General features: G+C 71.8%; 13 protein-coding genes. 1 reads left to right on the forward strand and 12 read right to left on the reverse strand.

Going from position 1 to position 17226, the window contains the following annotated elements:
* Positions 1–367 precede the first annotated feature (367 nt).
* The gene (locus DEP02_RS19370) at positions 368–1561 is read left to right on the forward strand and encodes a PQQ-dependent sugar dehydrogenase (protein WP_112468951.1); all 1194 of its coding nucleotides are present in this window, start codon (positions 368–370) and stop codon (positions 1559–1561) included.
* A 10-nt stretch (positions 1562–1571) separates the two neighbouring features.
* Here DEP02_RS19370 and DEP02_RS19375 read toward each other — a convergent pair whose 3' ends face one another.
* The 12 genes from DEP02_RS19375 to ligA form a co-directional block, all read right to left on the reverse strand.
* Entirely contained in the window at positions 1572–1766 is a 195-nt protein-coding gene (locus DEP02_RS19375; protein ID WP_112468952.1) for a DUF6191 domain-containing protein, read from the reverse strand.
* Positions 1767–1794: 28 nt separating this feature from the next.
* A complete protein-coding gene (locus tag DEP02_RS19380) occupies positions 1795–4905 on the reverse strand; it encodes a helix-turn-helix transcriptional regulator (RefSeq protein WP_112468953.1) in 3111 nt (1036 codons plus the stop codon).
* Positions 4902–5099: a hypothetical protein gene (locus DEP02_RS19385; RefSeq protein WP_112468954.1), complete on the reverse strand. Its 198-nt coding sequence runs from the start codon at positions 5097–5099 to the stop codon at positions 4902–4904. The genes DEP02_RS19380 and DEP02_RS19385 overlap by 4 nt, the downstream gene beginning before the upstream one ends.
* 196 nt (positions 5100–5295) lie before the next feature.
* The gene (locus DEP02_RS19390; RefSeq protein ID WP_112468955.1) at positions 5296–5862 is read right to left on the reverse strand and encodes a GNAT family N-acetyltransferase; all 567 of its coding nucleotides are present in this window, start codon (positions 5860–5862) and stop codon (positions 5296–5298) included.
* Positions 5840–8071: an MMPL family transporter gene (locus DEP02_RS19395; RefSeq protein WP_112468956.1), complete on the reverse strand. Its 2232-nt coding sequence runs from the start codon at positions 8069–8071 to the stop codon at positions 5840–5842. The genes DEP02_RS19390 and DEP02_RS19395 overlap by 23 nt, the downstream gene beginning before the upstream one ends.
* 180 nt (positions 8072–8251) lie before the next feature.
* Positions 8252–8665 carry a hypothetical protein gene (locus DEP02_RS19400; RefSeq protein ID WP_198668492.1) on the reverse strand — a complete coding sequence of 138 codons (414 nt, stop codon included), beginning with the start codon at positions 8663–8665 and terminating at the stop codon, positions 8252–8254.
* A gap of 127 nt (positions 8666–8792) precedes the next feature.
* Complete coding sequence (gatB, locus tag DEP02_RS19405; protein ID WP_112468957.1) at positions 8793–10307, reverse strand: Asp-tRNA(Asn)/Glu-tRNA(Gln) amidotransferase subunit GatB; 1515 nt, start codon at positions 10305–10307, stop codon at positions 8793–8795.
* Positions 10308–10323: 16 nt separating this feature from the next.
* Positions 10324–10566 carry a hypothetical protein gene (locus tag DEP02_RS19410; protein WP_112468958.1) on the reverse strand — a complete coding sequence of 81 codons (243 nt, stop codon included), beginning with the start codon at positions 10564–10566 and terminating at the stop codon, positions 10324–10326.
* Positions 10563–12056 (reverse strand): Asp-tRNA(Asn)/Glu-tRNA(Gln) amidotransferase subunit GatA, encoded by a 1494-nt coding sequence (gene gatA, locus DEP02_RS19415; RefSeq protein ID WP_112468959.1) that lies wholly within the window; start codon positions 12054–12056, stop codon positions 10563–10565. The genes DEP02_RS19410 and gatA overlap by 4 nt, the downstream gene beginning before the upstream one ends.
* 6 nt (positions 12057–12062) lie before the next feature.
* Positions 12063–12359: an Asp-tRNA(Asn)/Glu-tRNA(Gln) amidotransferase subunit GatC gene (gene gatC / locus DEP02_RS19420; RefSeq protein WP_006130840.1), complete on the reverse strand. Its 297-nt coding sequence runs from the start codon at positions 12357–12359 to the stop codon at positions 12063–12065.
* Positions 12360–12524: 165 nt separating this feature from the next.
* On the reverse strand, positions 12525–14765 hold the full coding sequence (locus tag DEP02_RS19425; protein ID WP_112468960.1) for a putative bifunctional diguanylate cyclase/phosphodiesterase: 2241 nt from the start codon (positions 14763–14765) through the stop codon (positions 12525–12527).
* Between the two features lie 260 nt (positions 14766–15025).
* On the reverse strand, positions 15026–17221 hold the full coding sequence (ligA, locus tag DEP02_RS19430) for an NAD-dependent DNA ligase LigA (protein WP_112468961.1): 2196 nt from the start codon (positions 17219–17221) through the stop codon (positions 15026–15028).
* Positions 17222–17226 lie beyond the last annotated feature (5 nt).

Here is a 17226-nt window from a genome sequence, read left to right on the forward strand (position 1 = left end):
CAGGCACCCGGCTCAGCGGACGCCCGGCCGACGGGCTCGGGCCGGCAGGCACCCGGCTCAGCGGACGCCCGGCCGACGGGCTCGGGCCGGCAGGCACCCGGCTCAGCGGGCCACCAGGCCGACGGGCTCGGGCCAGCAGGCACCCGGCTCAGCGGGCCACCAGGCCGACGGGCTCGGGCCGGCAGGCACCCGGATCGGCGGACACCAGGCCGACGGGCTCGGGCCGGCAGGCATCGGGCCGGTAGGCGTCGGGCTCGACGGACCGCCAGGCCGGCGAATGCCCGGCCGACGGGTGTCAAGCCGGCAGGTGTCGGGTTCGGTGGGGCTGGATTTGGGTGATCGGGAACCTGGAGGGCGCGAGCGGGGTATGACAGGTAGGACCTGCCGCGTCGAAGGGACGAAGATCGTGCAACGTCGAGTGGTGACGGGCGTACTGGCTGCCGCCCTGCTGTTGACGGCCGGATGCTCCTCCGGGGGCTCGTCGGCCGGTGGGGACGCCGTGGCGCCCAGTCGTACGGCGCCCTCCCCGCCCTCCGGGCAGGCGCCCGGGGAGAGCGCGCCGCCGGCCAAGGGCTCGGTGAAGGTGCTGCGCACGGTCGCGGAGGGGCTGAACTCGCCATGGGGGCTGGCCCCGATTCCCGGCGGCGGTCTGCTCGTCTCCTCGCGTGACAAGGCGACGATCACGCGCGTGGACGAGAAGACGGGGAAGAAGACCGAGCTGGGCACGGTGCCCGGGGTGTCGCCGGAGGGCGAGGGCGGCCTGCTGGGCATCGCGCTCTCCCCCGACTTCGCCTCCGACCACATGATCTACGCCTACTTCACCTCGGCCTCGGACAACCGCATCGTCCGGATGCTGTACGACGACAAGAAGCCGGCCGGACAGCAGCTGGGCGCCCCCGACACGATCTTCAAGGGGATTCCCAAGGGGTTCATCCACAACGGCGGCCGGATCGCCTTCGGCCCCGACCGGATGCTGTACGTGGGCACGGGTGAGGCCGGCGACCGGGGTCTGTCCCAGGACCGGAAGTCCCTGGGCGGCAAGATCCTGCGGCTGACCCCGGAGGGCGAGCCGGCCCCGGGCAACCCGTTCCCCGGCTCCCCGGTGTACTCCTACGGCCACCGCAATGTGCAGGGCCTGGCCTGGGACGGCAAGCAGCGCTTGTTCGCCTCGGAGTTCGGCCAGGACACCTGGGACGAGCTGAACGCGATCAAGCCGGGCGACAACTACGGCTGGCCCGAGGCGGAGGGCAAGTCCGACGACCCGAAGTTCCACAACCCCATCGCCGAGTGGCACACGGACGTCGCCTCCCCCAGCGGCATCGCCTACGCCGAGGGCTCCATCTGGATGGCCGGCCTGCAGGGCAAGCGCCTGTGGCGCATCCCGCTGAAGGGCACGGAGGCGTCGGCGGAACCCCAGGCGTTCCTGACCGGCGAGTTCGGCCGTCTGCGCACGGTGGTCTCGGCAGGCGGCGACAGGCTCTGGCTGACCACCAGCAACACGGACGGCCGCGGCGATCCGAAGAAGGGCGACGACCGGATCCTGGAACTGGAGGTGAAGTAAGCTCCGCTCCTCACCCCTCGCCGGCCCCGTCCTCCTCCGAGGGAGCCTCGGGCGGCCGTATGACCACCGTCCCGGACGCGAGGTCGATCGGCCCCCGTCCGGGGTCGTTGTCCCCCACGTCCTCCCGGGTCAGTGCCAGCCGTTTCTCCTCGTCCCGGGTGTGCTTGCGTCCGGGCGCGAACAATTCTTCGAAGATATTGAACATCGCGCTCCCTTTCGTGGACGGCACCGCATCATCGGGCGACCAGCCGGTCCCCGGCCCCCGGTGGGAACAAACCCAGCCGGTGGGCCACCGCCGCTGCTTCTCCGCGGCCCGAGACGCCCAGTTTGGCGAGGATGTTGGAGACGTGGACGCTGGCTGTCTTGGGGGAGATGAAGAGTTCCTCGGCTATCTGGCGGTTGGTGCGGCCGGCGGAGACCAGGCGCAGGACGTCGCGTTCGCGGCTGGTCAGGCCCAGGGACTCGGCGGGGTCGGCGGAGGCGGGGGGCTGCTGTGGGGCGCGGGTCAGGGTGAGGCGGGCGCGGCGGGCGAGCAGCGCGACGGAGTCGGCGAGCGGGCGGGCACGCAGGTGCTCGGCGACGGCGTGAGCCAGGCGCAGCAGTTCGGTGGCGCGGTCCCGCTGGTCCTCGTCGACGGCGAGCAGCGCCTCGGCCAGGCGGCAGCGGACGCGGGCGAGGTCGTAGGGGCGCTCCAGCTCCTCGAAGGCGGCGACGATCCCCGCCCAGTCCTCCGGCCTGCTGTGGCCCTCGGCGCGCAGCAGTTCGGCACGCACCCAGCGTTCGTACGCCTGCCAGACGGGCACGTTGGTGGCCAGCGTCTTGGCGGCCCGGCGGATGCGTTCGAGGGTCTCGGGGCGTCCCGGGTCGGCGGCGGGCAGTCCGGCCGCGCCGGTCTCCACGGTGGCGGCGGTCAACAGCAGGGGCCAGCCGTGGCGCTGGGTGCCGGGCGGGAAGCCGTCCTCCAGGACGTGCCGGAGTTCGGCGCGGGCGTCCAGCAGGCGGCCCTCGCCCGCGGCGACGCCGATCGCGATGCGGGCCAGCGGCAGGGAGTGCTGGGGCGCGAAGTCGTGGGTGCCGAAGTACTCGCGGGCGTCGGCCAGTTGGGCGGACGCCTCGGCGAGGTCGCCGCGCTGGAGGGCGAGTTCGGCGCGGAGCTGGGCGTGAAAGCCGCGCGGCTTGGCGCTCTGCTCGACTCGCCGGGACCGGGAGGCCGCCTCGGCGGCCTCCTCCCAGCGTCCCAGGGTGAACAGCGATTCGGCGAGGTTGCCCCATACCCAGGCCTCGCTGTCCAGCAAGCCGAAGCGTTGGGTGAAGGCGATCCCCTCCTCCATGAGCGGCACGGCCTCGCGGGAGCGGCCGACGGACTCCAGCTCAGAGGGCAGGTTGACGTAGGACCGGCCGGCGACGGCGGCGATGCCGTCGGCGACGGTGCGCTTGTTGACCTCGTACATCTCGGCAAGACCCGCCTCGACGTCGCCGGCCTGGACCATGAGGGTGCCGAGGGTGAGCCGCGCGGTCATCTCGATCTCGTGGGCGCCGACCATGCGCGCGTACTCCACGGCCCGCTCGGCGGCCGAGAGGGCGTCGGGGCCCGGCATGTGCACCATGGACCAGTTGGCGACGTTGGCCAGTACCTCGGCGTGCACCTCGGACGGCGGCAGTCCGCGCACCAGCTCCTGCGCGGTGCCGAGTTCCCGCCAGCCGTCGCCGTGGGCCTTCGCCTGGACCAGCCGGGAGCGCTGGACCCAGAACCAGGCGGCCCGCAGGGGGTCGTTGTCGTCCTCCAGAAGCCGCAGCGCCCGTTTGATGATCTGCATGGAGCGGTCCCGCTCCCCGCAGAAGCGGCCGGCGACGGCGGCCTCGGCCATCAGGTCGAGGTAGGTCAGCGGGGTGGTCGCCGGATCGCAGTCGCACGGGGAGTACGTCTGGGTGTAGTCGGCGAGGCGCAGCCGGGAGCGTACGTCCTGCGGCGCGGCGTCCCACAGCTCCATCGCCCGTTCCAGCAGCCCCAGTTGCTCGCTGTAGGCGTGCCGGGCGCGGGCCGCGACGGAGGCGTCGAGGACGGCGGGCAGGGCCTTGGCCGGGTCGTGGGCGTGGTACCAGTAGCTGGCCAGCCGCATGACGCGCTGGTCGGCGGGGACGAGGGTCGGGTCGGCCTCCAGGGCCTCGGCGTAGCGGCGGTTCAGTCGTGAGCGTTCGCCGGGCAGCAGGTCGTCGCTGACGGCCTCGCGGACCAGGGAGTGCCGGAAGCGGTAGCCGTCGCCGGTGCGGGCGGCGATCAGGATGTTGGCGTTCACCGCGTCCCGCAGCGCCTCGATGAGGTCGTCCTCGGCGAGCCGGGCCACGGCGGCGAGCAGCCGGTGCTCGACGGTGGACCCGCCCTCGGCGGCGATCCGGGCGATCCGCTGGGCGGGCTCGGGCAGCGCCTCGACCCGGACGAGGAGCAGGTCGCGCAGGGATTCGCGGAGACCGGGGCAACAGCGCTCGTGGACGGCGACGGCGAGTTCCTCGACGAAGAAGGCGTTGCCGTCGGAGCGTTCGAAGATCTCGTCGACCTGGATGGGGTCCGGTTCGGTGGCCAGGATGCCGGCGACCTGGCGGCCCACCTCCTGGCGGGTGAACCGGGCGAGTTCGAGGCGGCGGACCGTGCGCAGCCGGTCGAGCTCGGCGAGCAGGGGCCGCAGCGGGTGGCGGCGGTGGATGTCGTCGGAGCGGTAGCTGGCCAGGACCAGGAGGCGGCCGGTGCGCAGGGTGCGGAAGAGGTAGGCGAGCAGGTGCCGGGTGGAGGCGTCGGCCCAGTGCAGGTCCTCCAGGGCCACGACGACGGTGTGGTCGGCGGCGACGCGCTCCAGCAGCCGGGCGGTGAGTTCGAAGAGGCGGGCCATGCCCTCCTCGTCGTACCGGCCCGTGCCCCTCGCGGCGGGCGGCTCGCCGAGTTCGGGCAGCAGCCGGGCGAGTTCCTCCTCCTGCCCGGCGGCCGCGGCGGCGAACTCCTCGGGCAGTTCGCGGCGCAGCGCGCGCAGGGCGGTGGAGAAGGGGGCGAACGGCAGCCCGTCGGCGCCGATCTCCACGCAGCCGCCGACTGCCACGACAGTGCCATGGCGGCCGGCGGCGCCCGCGAACTCCTCGATCAGACGGGTCTTGCCGACGCCCGCCTCACCAGCGAGCAGCAACGCCTGCGGCTCTCCCGCGGCGGCGCGGGAGAGCACTTCGTGCAGCGTGCTCAACTCGTCGGCGCGGCCGACGAACACCGGACTGACGGATCTGGTCTCCACAGCCTCGAGGATCGCATGCGGATCCGACAGCGCGGCACCCGTTTTCCCGGTCCGCACCGCCATGTTCATGCCGTGGGGGTGAACCAGTGCCGGCGGGGACCGTGGGTATGCGGCTCCGCCCCGGGGGTTCGCCGGGCGGCTGCGCGGCGCGCGGCGCGGCGGGCGGCGCGGCGGGCTCCCAAGGCCTCACGGGTCAGGCGGTCCTGTTCGGCGCGACGGTGGAGTTCGGCGACACGCTGCTGGTGGAACTCAAGGTAGAACATGATGTCTCCCTGGTGAAGGCGGTTTCGGCATCGCTTTCGCGATGCCTCCACCTTCGTCTCCCAGGGGGGTCCGCCACATCGGGAGAGTTCCGCATCTTCCCGCGGCGCAGGGACCTTAGACGTGTGCGAGGGGACCCCGGAACGGCCGTAAGGCACCGTTGAAAGCCCGGTAAGGCATCTGCGGGCCTGAGGACCGTTACCGGCCGTCACACGCGCGTGCCTCGCGCCACTCGGGGGCGAGGCACGCCCACACCTCCATGTCCTGGCGTACGCCCCGGTAGGGGAAGCTCTCGCGGAGCACGCCCTCGCGGGTCATGCCCAGCCGCCGCGCCACCTTGATGCTCGCCTCGTTGGCCGACGACGCGTGCCACTCCACGCGGTGCATGCCGCGCTCGTCGAACGCCCAGTCGATGAGCACCCGCGCCCCGCGTGTGACGAGTCCCCGTCCGGTGCCGGCCGGCTCCAGCCAGCAGCCGATCTCGCAGGTGCCGGTCGCCGCGTCGAAGACACGGAACAGCAGCCCGCCGACCAGCCGGCCCTCCAGCCACAGCCCGTGCAGGAAGCCGCTGTCGGCGGCGCGCTTGTCGGCGTACGCCTGCAGGATCGCCCGGGCGGAGTCGAGGTCCGTGGCGTTCGCCCCGAACGGGATGTGCCGGGTGATGAACTCCCGCCCCCGGTTCAGGTGCGCGAGGAACTCCGCGGCGTGCCAGGGTTCCAGCGGCCGCAGCTCGGCTCCGTCGTCACCCAGGCATATCGCGTACATCCCGCTGCGGCCCCTTCGCCAGTGCCTCCACGACGTCGTCCGTGATCTTCTCATGGCCGGGGCGGCTCTCGGGCGGCTCGATGCTGATCCGGGGCAGCACCCGGTCCAGCGGCCGCGGCAGCCACCAGTTGGCGCGGCCGAGCATGTGCATCAGGGCGGGTACGAGCAGGGTGCGCAGCACGAACGCGTCCAGGGCGACGGCGACGGCGAGCGCGATGCCGAACATGGCGATCACCCGGTCACCGCCGAGCACGAAGGCGAGGAAGACCGAGATCATGATGATCGCGGCGGAGTTGATCACCCGGCTGGTCTCGGCGAGGCCGACGCGGACGGCCCGCCGGTTGTCGCCGGTCTCCAGCCACTCCTCGTACATCCGGCTGACCAGGAAGACCTGGTAGTCCATGGAGAGCCCGAAAAGCACCGAGACCATGATCACGGGGAGGAAGGGTTCGATGGGTCCGGCCCGGCCGAGGCCCAGGAACTCGCTGCCCCAACCCCACTGGAAGATCGCGACGACGACTCCGAAGGCGGCGGCGACGGCGGCGATGTTCATCGCGGCGGCCTTCAGGGGGACGCCGATGGACCGGAAGGCGAGCAGCAGCAGTACGCAGCCGAGGCCGACGACCGAGCCCACGAACAGCGGCAGTCTGCCGATGATCACCTGGGCGAAGTCGTCGTATCCGGCGGTGACCCCGCCGACGTGCAGATCGAGCGAGGTGCCGGTCTGGGCGCGCGGCAGCACCTCGGTGCGCAGCCGGTCGACGAGCTCGCTGGTGCGCTGCGACTGCGGCGCGGAGTCGGGGATGACGGTCAGGTAGGCGGTGGTGCCGCCGGTGTTGTAGGTCGCCGGGGTCACCGCGGCGACGCCCTCGGTGGTGCGCAGGGTGGTGTCGAGGTTGTCGAGGGCGAGCTTGGCCTCGGCGCCGTCCACGCGGGTCACCAGCGTGAGCGGCCCGTTGACGCCGGGGCCGAAGCCCTCGGCTATGAGGTCGTACGCCTTCCGGGTGGTGGCCGTGCTGGGGTCGTTGCCCTGGTCGGCGGAGCCCAGGCGGAGGGAGAGCGTGGGCAGGGCGAGCACGGTGATGATGGCGAGGGCGACGGCGCCGAGCAGCTTGGGGTGGCGTTCGACGAAGGCCGACCAGCGGGCGGCGAACCCGGTGGGCAGCTCGGGTTCGGGACCGTTCTCGGCCAGCCGGCGCCGCTCGCGCCGGCTCAGGGCGCGCGGGCCGATGAAGGACAGCAGGGCGGGCAGCAGGGTCACCGAGGCCGCGACTGTCAGGAGGACGGTCACCGAGGCGGCGACCGCGACGCCGTTGAGGAAGCCGAGCCGCAGGATCAGCATGCCGAGCAGGGAGATGCAAACGGTGGCACCCGCGAAGACGACGGCCCGTCCGGTGGTGGCGACGGCGTTCGTGACCGCCTCGGTGGTGTCGAGTCCGCGCTTCAGTCCGCGCCGGTGCCGGGTGACGATGAACAGCGCGTAGTCGATGCCGACGCCGAGCCCGATCAGCATGCCCAGCATGGGTGCGAAGTCGGCGACCGTCATGGCGTGGCCGAGGAGTTCGACGGTGGCGTGGGCGGTGCCGACGCTCACCAGGGCGGTGGCGATGGGCAGCAGGGCGGCGGCGAGCGAGCCGAACGCGAGCAGGAGCACCAGTCCGGCCACGACCACGCCGACGATCTCGGCGAGGTGCCCGCCGGAGGGCTTCGTGGTCCCGATCGCGCTGCCGCCGAGCTCCACCTGGAGCCCGTCGGTCTCGGCGGCCTTGGCCGCGGTGACCACGGCCTGGGCCTCGGAGCCGGTGACGTCCTGGGCCTGGCCGGTGAAGGTGACCGTGGCGTACGCGGTGTGTCCGTCGCGGCTGATCTGGTGGGCTCCCTGGCCCTTGTAGGGGCTGGCCACGGAGGCCACCTGGGGCAGGGCGGCGATCCGGTCCAGGGTGCGGGTCATCGCCTGCTCGACGTCGGCGGCGCGCACGGTGCCGGCCGTGGTGTGCCAGACGACGGTGTCGCTGTCGCCGCCGAGTCCGGGGAATCCCTCCTGGAGCAGCTGGGTGGCGTGGCCCGCCTCGGTGCCGGGGACCTCGTAGTCGTTGGAGTACGCCGAGCCGGTGACGGAGGCGGCCGTGGTGACCCCGCCCAGAGCGAGGAGCCAGAGCAGTACGACGACGAGGCGGTGCCGGACACACCAGCGCGCTAGGGCTGCCACGAACGTGCTCCCAGGGTGAGTATGTGGATCTTTGACCGGGAACAGTCGTCCATGAGTGGAACGGCCCGCAAAGAACGCATGAGCAATTAAGACCACTCTCGCAGGCAATTCTGATCGTTTACCATAATTCGTGGTTTTATTCACATGGGATGCGACTCAATTCACAGGGCAATCAGCCGCTCAGTCGAATTGATCGCCGAGCGCCATCACCATTACCCCGGCGATCAGCAGCCACAGCGCCCGCCGGGTACGCCCGCGGGAGCCGAGGAATGTCGCGAGCGCGCAGACGGCGGCACCGAGGGCGTAGGCGGCCGGGACGAGTGCGGGTGCCGAGTGGGTGAGCCGCAGCAGCGCCGCGGCGAAGCCGGCGAGCGTCAGCAGCGCGCCGGTGCCGGTCGCGGTCCAGCGGGCGCGACGGGCGACCTGAGCGGGGTCCTCGATGTCGCCCTCGGCGTCGTTCGCGATCTCTCTCCCGGCTCCGTTCTCGGCATCGTCGGCGTCGTCCCGTACCGCGGTGGCCTGGACGTCGTCGGCCCCGGTGCCGTCGGCCTCGGATATCTCGGGGTGGGTGTCGGAATCGGCGCGTCCACTCATGGCGGGCGAGCGTAGCGCCTGCGTCCGGCGGCCCGGACGCGGGGTTGGGGTGACCCCTGTGACGACACGCCTCGGGGGGTGCACCGGATCCGGTGCACCCCCCCGAGCGCGGTTCGCGGGAGTCGGCTCAGCCCTCGCCGACGCCCAGCTTCTGCAGGATCAGCTCCTTGACGCGGGCCGCGTCGGCCTGGCCGCGGGTGGCCTTCATGACCGCGCCGACCAGGGCGCCGGCCGCGGCCACCTTGCCGCCGCGGATCTTGTCCGCGATGGCCGGGTTGCCGGCGATGGCCTCGTCGACGGCGGCGGTCAGCGCGCCCTCGTCGGAGACGACCTTCAGGCCGCGCTTGTCGACGACCTCGTCCGGGGCGCCCTCACCGGCGAGCACGCCCTCGATGACCTGACGGGCCAGCTTGTCGTTCAGGTCTCCCTTGGTGACCAGCTCGGTGACCCGGGCGACCTGCGCCGGGGTGATCGGCAGTTCCTCCAGGGTCTTGCCGGACTCGTTGGCGGCACGGGCGAGCTCACCCATCCACCACTTGCGGGCGGAGGCGGCGTCCGCGCCGGCCTCGATCGTGGCGACGATCGGGTCCAGGGCGCCGGCGTTGAGGATCGCCTGCATGTCGGTGGCCGAGATGCCCCACTCCGCCAGCAGGCGGGTACGGCGGACCAGCGGCAGCTCGGGCAGCACGGCGCGGATCTGTTCGACCCACTCGCGCGACGGGGCCACCGGAACCAGGTCCGGCTCGGGGAAGTACCGGTAGTCCTCGGCCTCCTCCTTGGTCCGGCCCGAGGTCGTCGACCCGGTGTCCTCGTGGAAGTGGCGGGTCTCCTGGATCACCGTGCCGCCGCTGTTCAGCACGGCGGCGTGGCGCTGGACCTCGTAGCGGGCCGCGCGCTCCACGGACCTGAGCGAGTTGACGTTCTTCGTCTCCGAGCGCGTGCCGAACTTGTCCGCGCCCTTGGGCATCAGCGACAGGTTCACGTCACAGCGCATCTGGCCCATCTCCATCCGGGCCTCGGACACGCCGAGCGCCCGGATGAGCTCGCGCAGCTCACGGACGTACGCCTTGGCGACCTCGGGGGCGCGCTCGCCGGCGCCGGTGATCGGCTTGGTGACGATCTCGATCAGCGGGATGCCGGCGCGGTTGTAGTCCAGCAGGGAGTGGGACGCGCCGTGGATACGGCCGGTGGCGCCGCCGACGTGCGTCGACTTTCCGGTGTCCTCCTCCATGTGGGCACGCTCGATCTCCACGCGGAAGATCTCGCCGTCCTCCAGCTGGACGTCGAGGTAGCCGTTGAAGGCGATCGGCTCGTCGTACTGGGAGGTCTGGAAGTTCTTCGGCATGTCCGGATAGAAGTAATTCTTCCGGGCGAAGCGGCACCACTCGGCGATCTCGCAGTTCAGCGCGAGACCGATCTTGATGGCGGACTCCACGCCGGTCGCGTTGACGACCGGCAGAGCGCCGGGCAGGCCGAGGCAGACCGGGCAGGTCTGGGTGTTCGGGTCGGCGCCGAGCGCGGTCGAACAGCCGCAGAACATCTTGGTCTTGGTGCCGAGTTCCACATGGACCTCAAGGCCCATGACGGGGTCGTACGACGCCAGGGCGTCCTCGTACGACACCAGGTCGGTCGTGGTGGTCACGGTGAAAACTTCCCTCTCAGCCCAGCAGGACGTCGTCGTCGCCCAGCCGCTTCAGCTCGCGGTAGAGGATGGCGAGGCCGGTGACGATCGCGACGGCGGACACGGTGGCGTCGATCAGACGCAGCGTGTCGTGCTCGGCGCGGGCCTTCTTGATCTGCTTGGCGACACCGAACGCGCCGAACGCGGTGGTGGCCATGGACAGGTACGTACCGGACTTGGACTTCTTGAAGCCCTTGGCCTTCGACAGTGCCGTACTCACAGCGACGGAGCCTCCTCGAGCAGCGGGTGCCCCCACTTTTCCACGAAGGCGGCCTCGACGGCGGCACCCACCTTGTACAGGCGGTCGTCCTTCATCACCGGGGCGATGATCTGCAGGCCGACCGGGAGGTTGTCCTCCGGGGCGAGGCCGCAGGGCAGGGACATGGCCGCGTTGCCCGCCAGGTTGGTCGGGATGGTGCACAGGTCGGCGAGGTACATCGCCATCGGGTCGTCGGCGCGCTCACCGATCGCGAAGGCGGTGGTCGGGGTCGTCGGGGAGACGATCACGTCGACCTGCTCGAACGCCTTGTCGAAGTCCTGCTTGATGAGGGTGCGGACCTTCTGGGCGCTGCCGTAGTACGCGTCGTAGTAGCCGGAGCTGAGCGCGTACGTGCCGAGCATGATGCGGCGCTTGACCTCGGGGCCGAAGCCCTCCTCACGGGTGAGGGAGGTGACCTCCTCGGCCGAGCGGCCGCCGTCGTCGCCGCTGCGCAGGCCGTAGCGCAGGCCGTCGAAGCGGGCCAGGTTGGAGGAGCACTCGGACGGCGCGATCAGGTAGTACGCCGACAGGGCCAGGTCGAAGGACGGGCAGTCCAGCTCGACGATCTCGGCGCCCAGCTCCTTCAGCAGCTCCACGGCCTCGTCGAAGCGCTGGACGACACCGGCCTGGTAGCCCTCGCCGCGGAACTGCTTGACGACGCCGACGCGCATGCCCTCGACGCTGCCGTTGCGGGCGGCCTCGACGACCGGCGGAACCGGCTCGTCGATGGACGTGGAGTCCAGCGGGTCGTGCCCGGCGATCACCTCGTGCAGCAGGGCCGCGTCCAGGACCGTACGGGCGCAGGGGCCGCCCTGGTCCAGGGAGGACGAGAAGGCGACCATGCCGTAGCGGGAGACCGCGCCGTACGTCGGCTTCACGCCGACCGTGCCGGTGACGGCGGCCGGCTGGCGGATGGAGCCGCCGGTGTCGGTGCCGATGGCGAGCGGGGCCTGGTAGGAGGCGAGCGCGGCGGAGGAGCCGCCGCCGGAGCCGCCGGGGATCCTGGTGAGGTCCCAGGGATTGCCGGTCGGGCCGTAGGCGCTGTTCTCGGTGGAGGACCCCATGGCGAACTCGTCCATGTTGGTCTTGCCGAGGATCACCACGTCGGCGGCCTTGAGCCGCTTGGTGAGGGTCGCGTCGTACGGCGGGATCCAGCCCTCGAGGATCCTGGAGCCGACGGTGGTCGGCACGCCCTCGGTGGTGAAGATGTCCTTGAGCGCGAGGGGTACGCCGGCCAGCGGGCCGAGCTTCTCGCCCCGCTCGCGCTTCTCGTCGACGGCGCGGGCCTGGGCGAGGGCACCCTCGCGGTCGACGTGCAGGAAGGCGTGCACCTTCTCGTCGACGGCCTCGATCCGGGCGAGGTGGGCCTCGGTGACCTCGACGGCCGTGAGCTCGCCGGAGGCGATCTTCTCGGCGGTCTCGGCGGCGGTGAGCTTGATGATGTCCGTCATGATTGCTTACTCCTCCCCCAGGATCTGCGGCACCTTGAAACGCTGCTGCTCCTGGGCCGGGGCGCCGGAGAGCGCCTGCTCGGGGGTGAGCGACGGACGGACCTCGTCCGCGCGCATGACGTTGGTCAGCGGCAGCGGGTGGGAGGTCGGCGGTACGTCTTGGTCGGCGACCTCACTGACGCGGGCCACCGCGCCGATGATGTCGTCCAGCTGTCCCGCGAAGTGGTCGAGCTCTTCGGGTTTCAGCTCCAGACGCGCCAGCCGGGCGAGGTGGGCGACCTCCTCGCGCGTGATGCCAGGCATGCAGCGTTCCTCTGGGGTGAGTGTGAGTGTTTTGGGCCCAATCCTATGGGGCCGGACGCGGTGCCCGTGAAACGGTTTGCTCTCCGCGTCCCTCAGCCGCGCCGGCTCTCCCGCTCCGTGCGGTCGGGGCGACCGGACGGTGGACAGCGCGCCGCCTGCGGAACGTCACTCGTCGGCCGCCGCCGCGGGCAGTACGGCGGCGGGGCGTACCCAGCCGCGCGGCCCCCGTGCCCGCAGCCACGCCGTGGTCTCCTCCGGAGGCATCGCGGCGGCGACGAGCCAGCCCTGTACGGCGTCGCAGCCCAGGTCCCGCAGCCGCTCCCAGGTCTCGTCGTCCTCGACGCCCTCCGCGACGACGAGCAGGCCGAGGGAGTGCGCGAGGTCGACGGTGCAGCGCACGATCTCGGCGTCCTCGGCGTCCACGGCCAGCCGGGCGACGAACGAGCGGTCGATCTTCAGCTCGCTCACCGGCAGCCGCCGCAGGTGCACCAGCGAGGAGTACCCGGTGCCGAAGTCGTCCAGCGACATCTTCACGCCGTGCCCGGTCAGGGCGTGCAGGGTGTCGGCGGCCCGCTGCGGGTCCTCCAGCAGGACGTGCTCGGTTATCTCCAGCTGCAGCGCGCCGGCCGGGACGCCGTGCCGGGCCAGCCGGGCGGCCACCGAGCCGGCGAAGCCGGGGACGTGCACGTCGCGCGGGGAGACGTTGACCGCGACCGGCACGTACAGGCCCTGCGCCCGCCACTGGGCGACCTGCCCGAGCGCGGTCTCCAGCACGTAGTCCGTCAGGTGGGGCATCAGCCCGGAGGACTCGGCGATCGCTATGAACTCGTCCGGCGGCACCTTGCCGCGCTCGGGGTGCACCCAGCGCACCAGCGCCTCCAGGCCCGCGACCTGTCCGTCGAAGCGGACCTTGGGCTGGTAGTGCAGCTGGACCTCGTGGGCGTCCAGGGAGCGGCGCAGGTCGCCCAGCAGCCCCAGCCGGTCGGGGGTGTTGGAGTCCCGCTTGGACTCGTAGACCTCCACGCCCGTGCGGTCCCGCTTGGCCTGGTACATCGCCACGTCCGCCCGGCGCAGCATGCCCTCGGCGTCCAGGGCGTGGTCGGGGAAGACGGCGACCCCGGCGCTGGCCTCCAGGACGAGGGTGAGCCCGTCGAGGTCGAGCGGGGAGCTGAGGGCGGTGACCAGGGCGCGCGCGATGCGGGTCGCGGACGTCGTGGAGTCGGCGACCGGCAGTAACACGGCGAACTCGTCGCCGCCGAGCCGCGCGGCCTCCGCCCCGCGCGGCAGCGCCTGGCGCAGCCGGTCGGCGATCTGCAGCAGCAGCCGGTCCCCGGCGAGATGACCGAGCGTGTCGTTGACCGAGCGGAAACGGTCCAGGTCGATCAGCATCAGGGCGGCCCGGGCGCCGATGCGTTCGGCCTCGTCCAGGGCGGTCCAGATGCGCTCCAGCAGCCACTGACGGTTGGGCAGCCCGGTCAGCGGGTCGCGCAGTTGCTCCTCGGCCCGGGCGCGGGCTATCCACAGGGTGTAGTCCAGCGCGATGAGCGGGATGGCGAACAGCGGCAGCAGGGCGGGTTTGGCCACGGCGACGACGCAGACCAGCGGTGCGATGCCGAGCAGGGCGACGGCGACCAGGCCCTGTCTGACCAGGGCGGTGCGGGCCGCCGTGGGCACCCCGGCGCTGTGGGAGGTGTGCAGGAACCACAGCAGGACGCGGGTGGCCGCGAGGTAGGCGCCGGCGACCAGCACCACCTGCAGGGTGGTGGACGCGGTCCAACTGCCCGGATCGCAGGGGCGCTCCACGGTCGGTACGCGGCCGAAGGCGCCCAGCACCAGGGCGCCGGCGCCGATGCCGAGGATGTCCACCGCGCCGTGCACCACGCCCTGGCGCCAGCGGTGGCGGCGGGCGATGCCGACCAGGACGACGACGGTGAGGCTGACCAGGCCGGCGGGCACCCAGCCGTAGAGCAGCAGCACGGCGAGGGTGAGGGCGGCGCCGGAGCCCGTGCCGCCCCACCAGCGGGCGCGGCCGAGCATGACCAGGTGGCCGACGATGACACCGGTGAGCACGGCCAGGGACCAGCCGACGGTGCCGGACGGGAAGAGCGCGTGGCCGCCGAGGAACGCCCAGGAGAAGCCGGCGCCCAGGACGAGGACGGCCGCGGTGACGACCGCCGCCGGCAACGCGGGCCGGAACCGGTACTGTTCGGCGCCCGGAAACCCGGAGGTGTGTCCGACGGCCGGCTGTGCGGAGACGCGTAGCTCCGTCGCGGTGTACTGTCCGGCAACGCATCCGGCGCGCGCCTTCGCGCCCGGACGCTCCGGCGTCCGCCCCAGGCTCCCCCACCAGTTGCCGGCCAGCCGGCGCAGCCGTGAGTGCGGGGTGGCGCTCTCCGTCGGTTCCATTCCCGTCCCTCTCACAGCCGGCGGTGCCCACGCCACGCGGTCCGCTGCCCGACGACCACGGGGCGGCACCGCGCTGGAAAACCCTTTCCCCTGCTCGTGACGAGCACGGGGATGCCCCGACCGCAGCTGGGCACGGCAGGCGCACCCCTCAACAGTAGGCCGCGGAAGCCTTTCACGGGCAGCGGTCGTCGACGGTTGCCCGAATGCGCCCCGGCCACCCGTATGCATCTGATATGCGCCGTACGGGTGGTCTTCAACCGCTACTCGCCGGTCGGAAGCGCGACTTCGGCCGCCGCGTCCGGCCCCTGCTCCAACAGGACGCCGAAACCGTCCTCGTTCAGGACCGGCACTTTGAGCTTCATCGCTGTGTCGTATTTCGAACCGGGCTTGTCGCCTACGACCACGAAAGAGGTCTTCTTCGAAACCGAGCCGGTCACCTTCGCTCCCCGGCTCTGCAGCTCCTCCTTGGCCCCGTCCCGGGTGAACTTCTCGAGGGTGCCGGTGACCACGACCGTCAGGCCCCCGAGGGGGCGCGGGCCCTCGTCCTCGCCGGTGCTCTCCTCCTCCATACGGACGCCGGCCTCCCGCCACTTGCGCAGGATCTCCTGGTGCCACTCCTCGGCGAACCACTCCTTGAGCGAGGCGGCGATGACCGGGCCGACGCCCTCGGTGTTCGCCAACTCCTCCTCACTGGCCTGTTCGATGCGGTCGACGGAGCGGAACTCACGGGCCAGCGCCTCGGCCGCGACCGGCCCGACGTGACGGATCGACAGCCCGGTGAGGATGCGGGCGAGCGGTCGCCGCTTGGCGGACTGGATGTTCTCCAGCATCGCGAGCGCGTTCTTCCTGGGCTCGCCCTGCTGGTTGGCGAAGACCGTGGCGACCTTCTCCTCACCGGTCTTCGGGTCGCGCTTGGGCAGGCCACTGTCCTGGTCGAGGACGTAGGCCTTGATGGGGAGCAACTGCTCCACCGTCAGGTCGAACAGGGCGCCCTCGTCCTTCAGCGGCGGGTCCGCGGGCTCCAGCGGCTTGGTGAGGGCGGCCGCGGCGACATAGCCGAAGTGCTCGATGTCCAGCGCCTTGCGGCCCGCGAGGTAGAACAGGCGCTCGCGCAACTGCGCCGGGCAGGCGCGCGCGTTGGGGCAGCGTAGATCGACGTCACCCTCCTTCATCGGCCTGAGCGGCGTACCGCACTCGGGGCACTCGGACGGCATCACGAACTCCCGCTCGCTGCCGTCGCGCAGGTCGACGACCGGGCCGAGGATCTCCGGGATGACGTCACCTGCCTTGCGCAGCACCACCGTGTCGCCGATGAGCACGCCCTTGGCCTTGACCACGTCCTGGTTGTGCAGGGTGGCGAACTCGACCTCGGAGCCGGCCACCGTCACCGGCTCGACCTGCGCGTACGGCGTGACCCGGCCCGTGCGGCCGACGCCCACCCGGATGTTGACGAGCTTGGTGTTGACCTCCTCCGGCGCGTACTTGTACGCGATCGCCCAGCGCGGTGCGCGGGAGGTGGAGCCCAGGCGGCCCTGGAGCGGGATCTCGTCGAGCTTGACGACCACGCCGTCGATCTCGTGCTCCACCGAGTGCCGGTTCTCGCCGTAGTACGCGATGAACTCCCGGATGCCTTCCAGGTCGTCGACCACCTTGTTGTGCGGGGAGGTGGGCAGGCCCCAGGTGTGCAGCAGGTCGTAGGCGTGGGAGAGCCGGTCGATGCCCTTGAAGCCCTCCAGGGCGCCGATGCCGTGCACCACCATGTGCAGCGGGCGGGTGGCGGTGACGCGCGGGTCCTTCTGGCGCAGTGAACCCGCCGCCGCGTTGCGCGGGTTGGCGAACGGCTTGTCACCGGCTTCGACCAAGCGGCGGTTGAGCTCCTCGAACTTCTCCATCGGGAAGTAGACCTCGCCGCGGATCTCCACGAGGTCCGGGACGCGGTCGCCCTTCAGCCGGTCCGGGATCTCCCCGATGGTCCGGATGTTGGGCGTGATGTCCTCGCCGGTGCGGCCGTCGCCGCGGGTCGCCGCGCGCGTGAGCCGCCCGTGCTCGTAGGTGAGGTTGACGGCGAGTCCGTCGACCTTGAGCTCGCACAGGAAGTGGTACTCCTGGCTGCCCAGCTCCCTGGCAATGCGGTCGGCCCAGGCGGCGAGGTCGTCGTCGTTGAACGTGTTGTCCAGGGACAGCATCCGCCGGCGGTGCTCGACGGCGGTGAACTCCGTCTCGTACGACCCGGCGACCTTCTGGGTGGGCGAGTCGGGCGTGCGCAGCTCCGGGTACTCCTCCTCCAGCTCCTCCAACGAGCGCAGGAGCTGGTCGAACTCGGCGTCGCTGATGACGGGGGCGTCCTTGACGTAGTACCGGAAGCGGTGCTCCTCGACCTGCTCCGCGAGCTGCGCGTGCTTCTCCCGTGCCTCGGCGGGCACTCCTGTCTCCGCTTGCTGCTTGTCGCCGGCCACCGTGT

The organism is Streptomyces triticisoli, from assembly GCF_003270085.1.
Lineage (GTDB): Bacteria > Actinomycetota > Actinomycetes > Streptomycetales > Streptomycetaceae > Streptomyces > Streptomyces triticisoli.

Excerpts from the sequence above, each read along its gene's own strand:
- DEP02_RS19370 (WP_112468951.1), top strand. The coding sequence starts at position 368 with ATGACAGGTAGGACCTGCCGCGTCGAAGGGACGAAGATCGTGCAACGT.
- DEP02_RS19390 (WP_112468955.1), bottom strand. The coding sequence starts at position 5,862 with ATGTACGCGATATGCCTGGGTGACGACGGAGCCGAGCTGCGGCCGCTG.
- DEP02_RS19400 (WP_198668492.1), bottom strand. The coding sequence starts at position 8,665 with ATGAGTGGACGCGCCGATTCCGACACCCACCCCGAGATATCCGAGGCC.
- DEP02_RS19380 (WP_112468953.1), bottom strand. The coding sequence starts at position 4,905 with ATGAACATGGCGGTGCGGACCGGGAAAACGGGTGCCGCGCTGTCGGAT.
- DEP02_RS19385 (WP_112468954.1), bottom strand. The coding sequence starts at position 5,099 with ATGTTCTACCTTGAGTTCCACCAGCAGCGTGTCGCCGAACTCCACCGT.
- DEP02_RS19375 (WP_112468952.1), bottom strand. The coding sequence starts at position 1,766 with ATGTTCAATATCTTCGAAGAATTGTTCGCGCCCGGACGCAAGCACACC.
- gatC (WP_006130840.1), bottom strand. The coding sequence starts at position 12,359 with ATGCCTGGCATCACGCGCGAGGAGGTCGCCCACCTCGCCCGGCTGGCG.
- gatA (WP_112468959.1), bottom strand. The coding sequence starts at position 12,056 with ATGACGGACATCATCAAGCTCACCGCCGCCGAGACCGCCGAGAAGATC.
- DEP02_RS19425 (WP_112468960.1), bottom strand. The coding sequence starts at position 14,765 with ATGGAACCGACGGAGAGCGCCACCCCGCACTCACGGCTGCGCCGGCTG.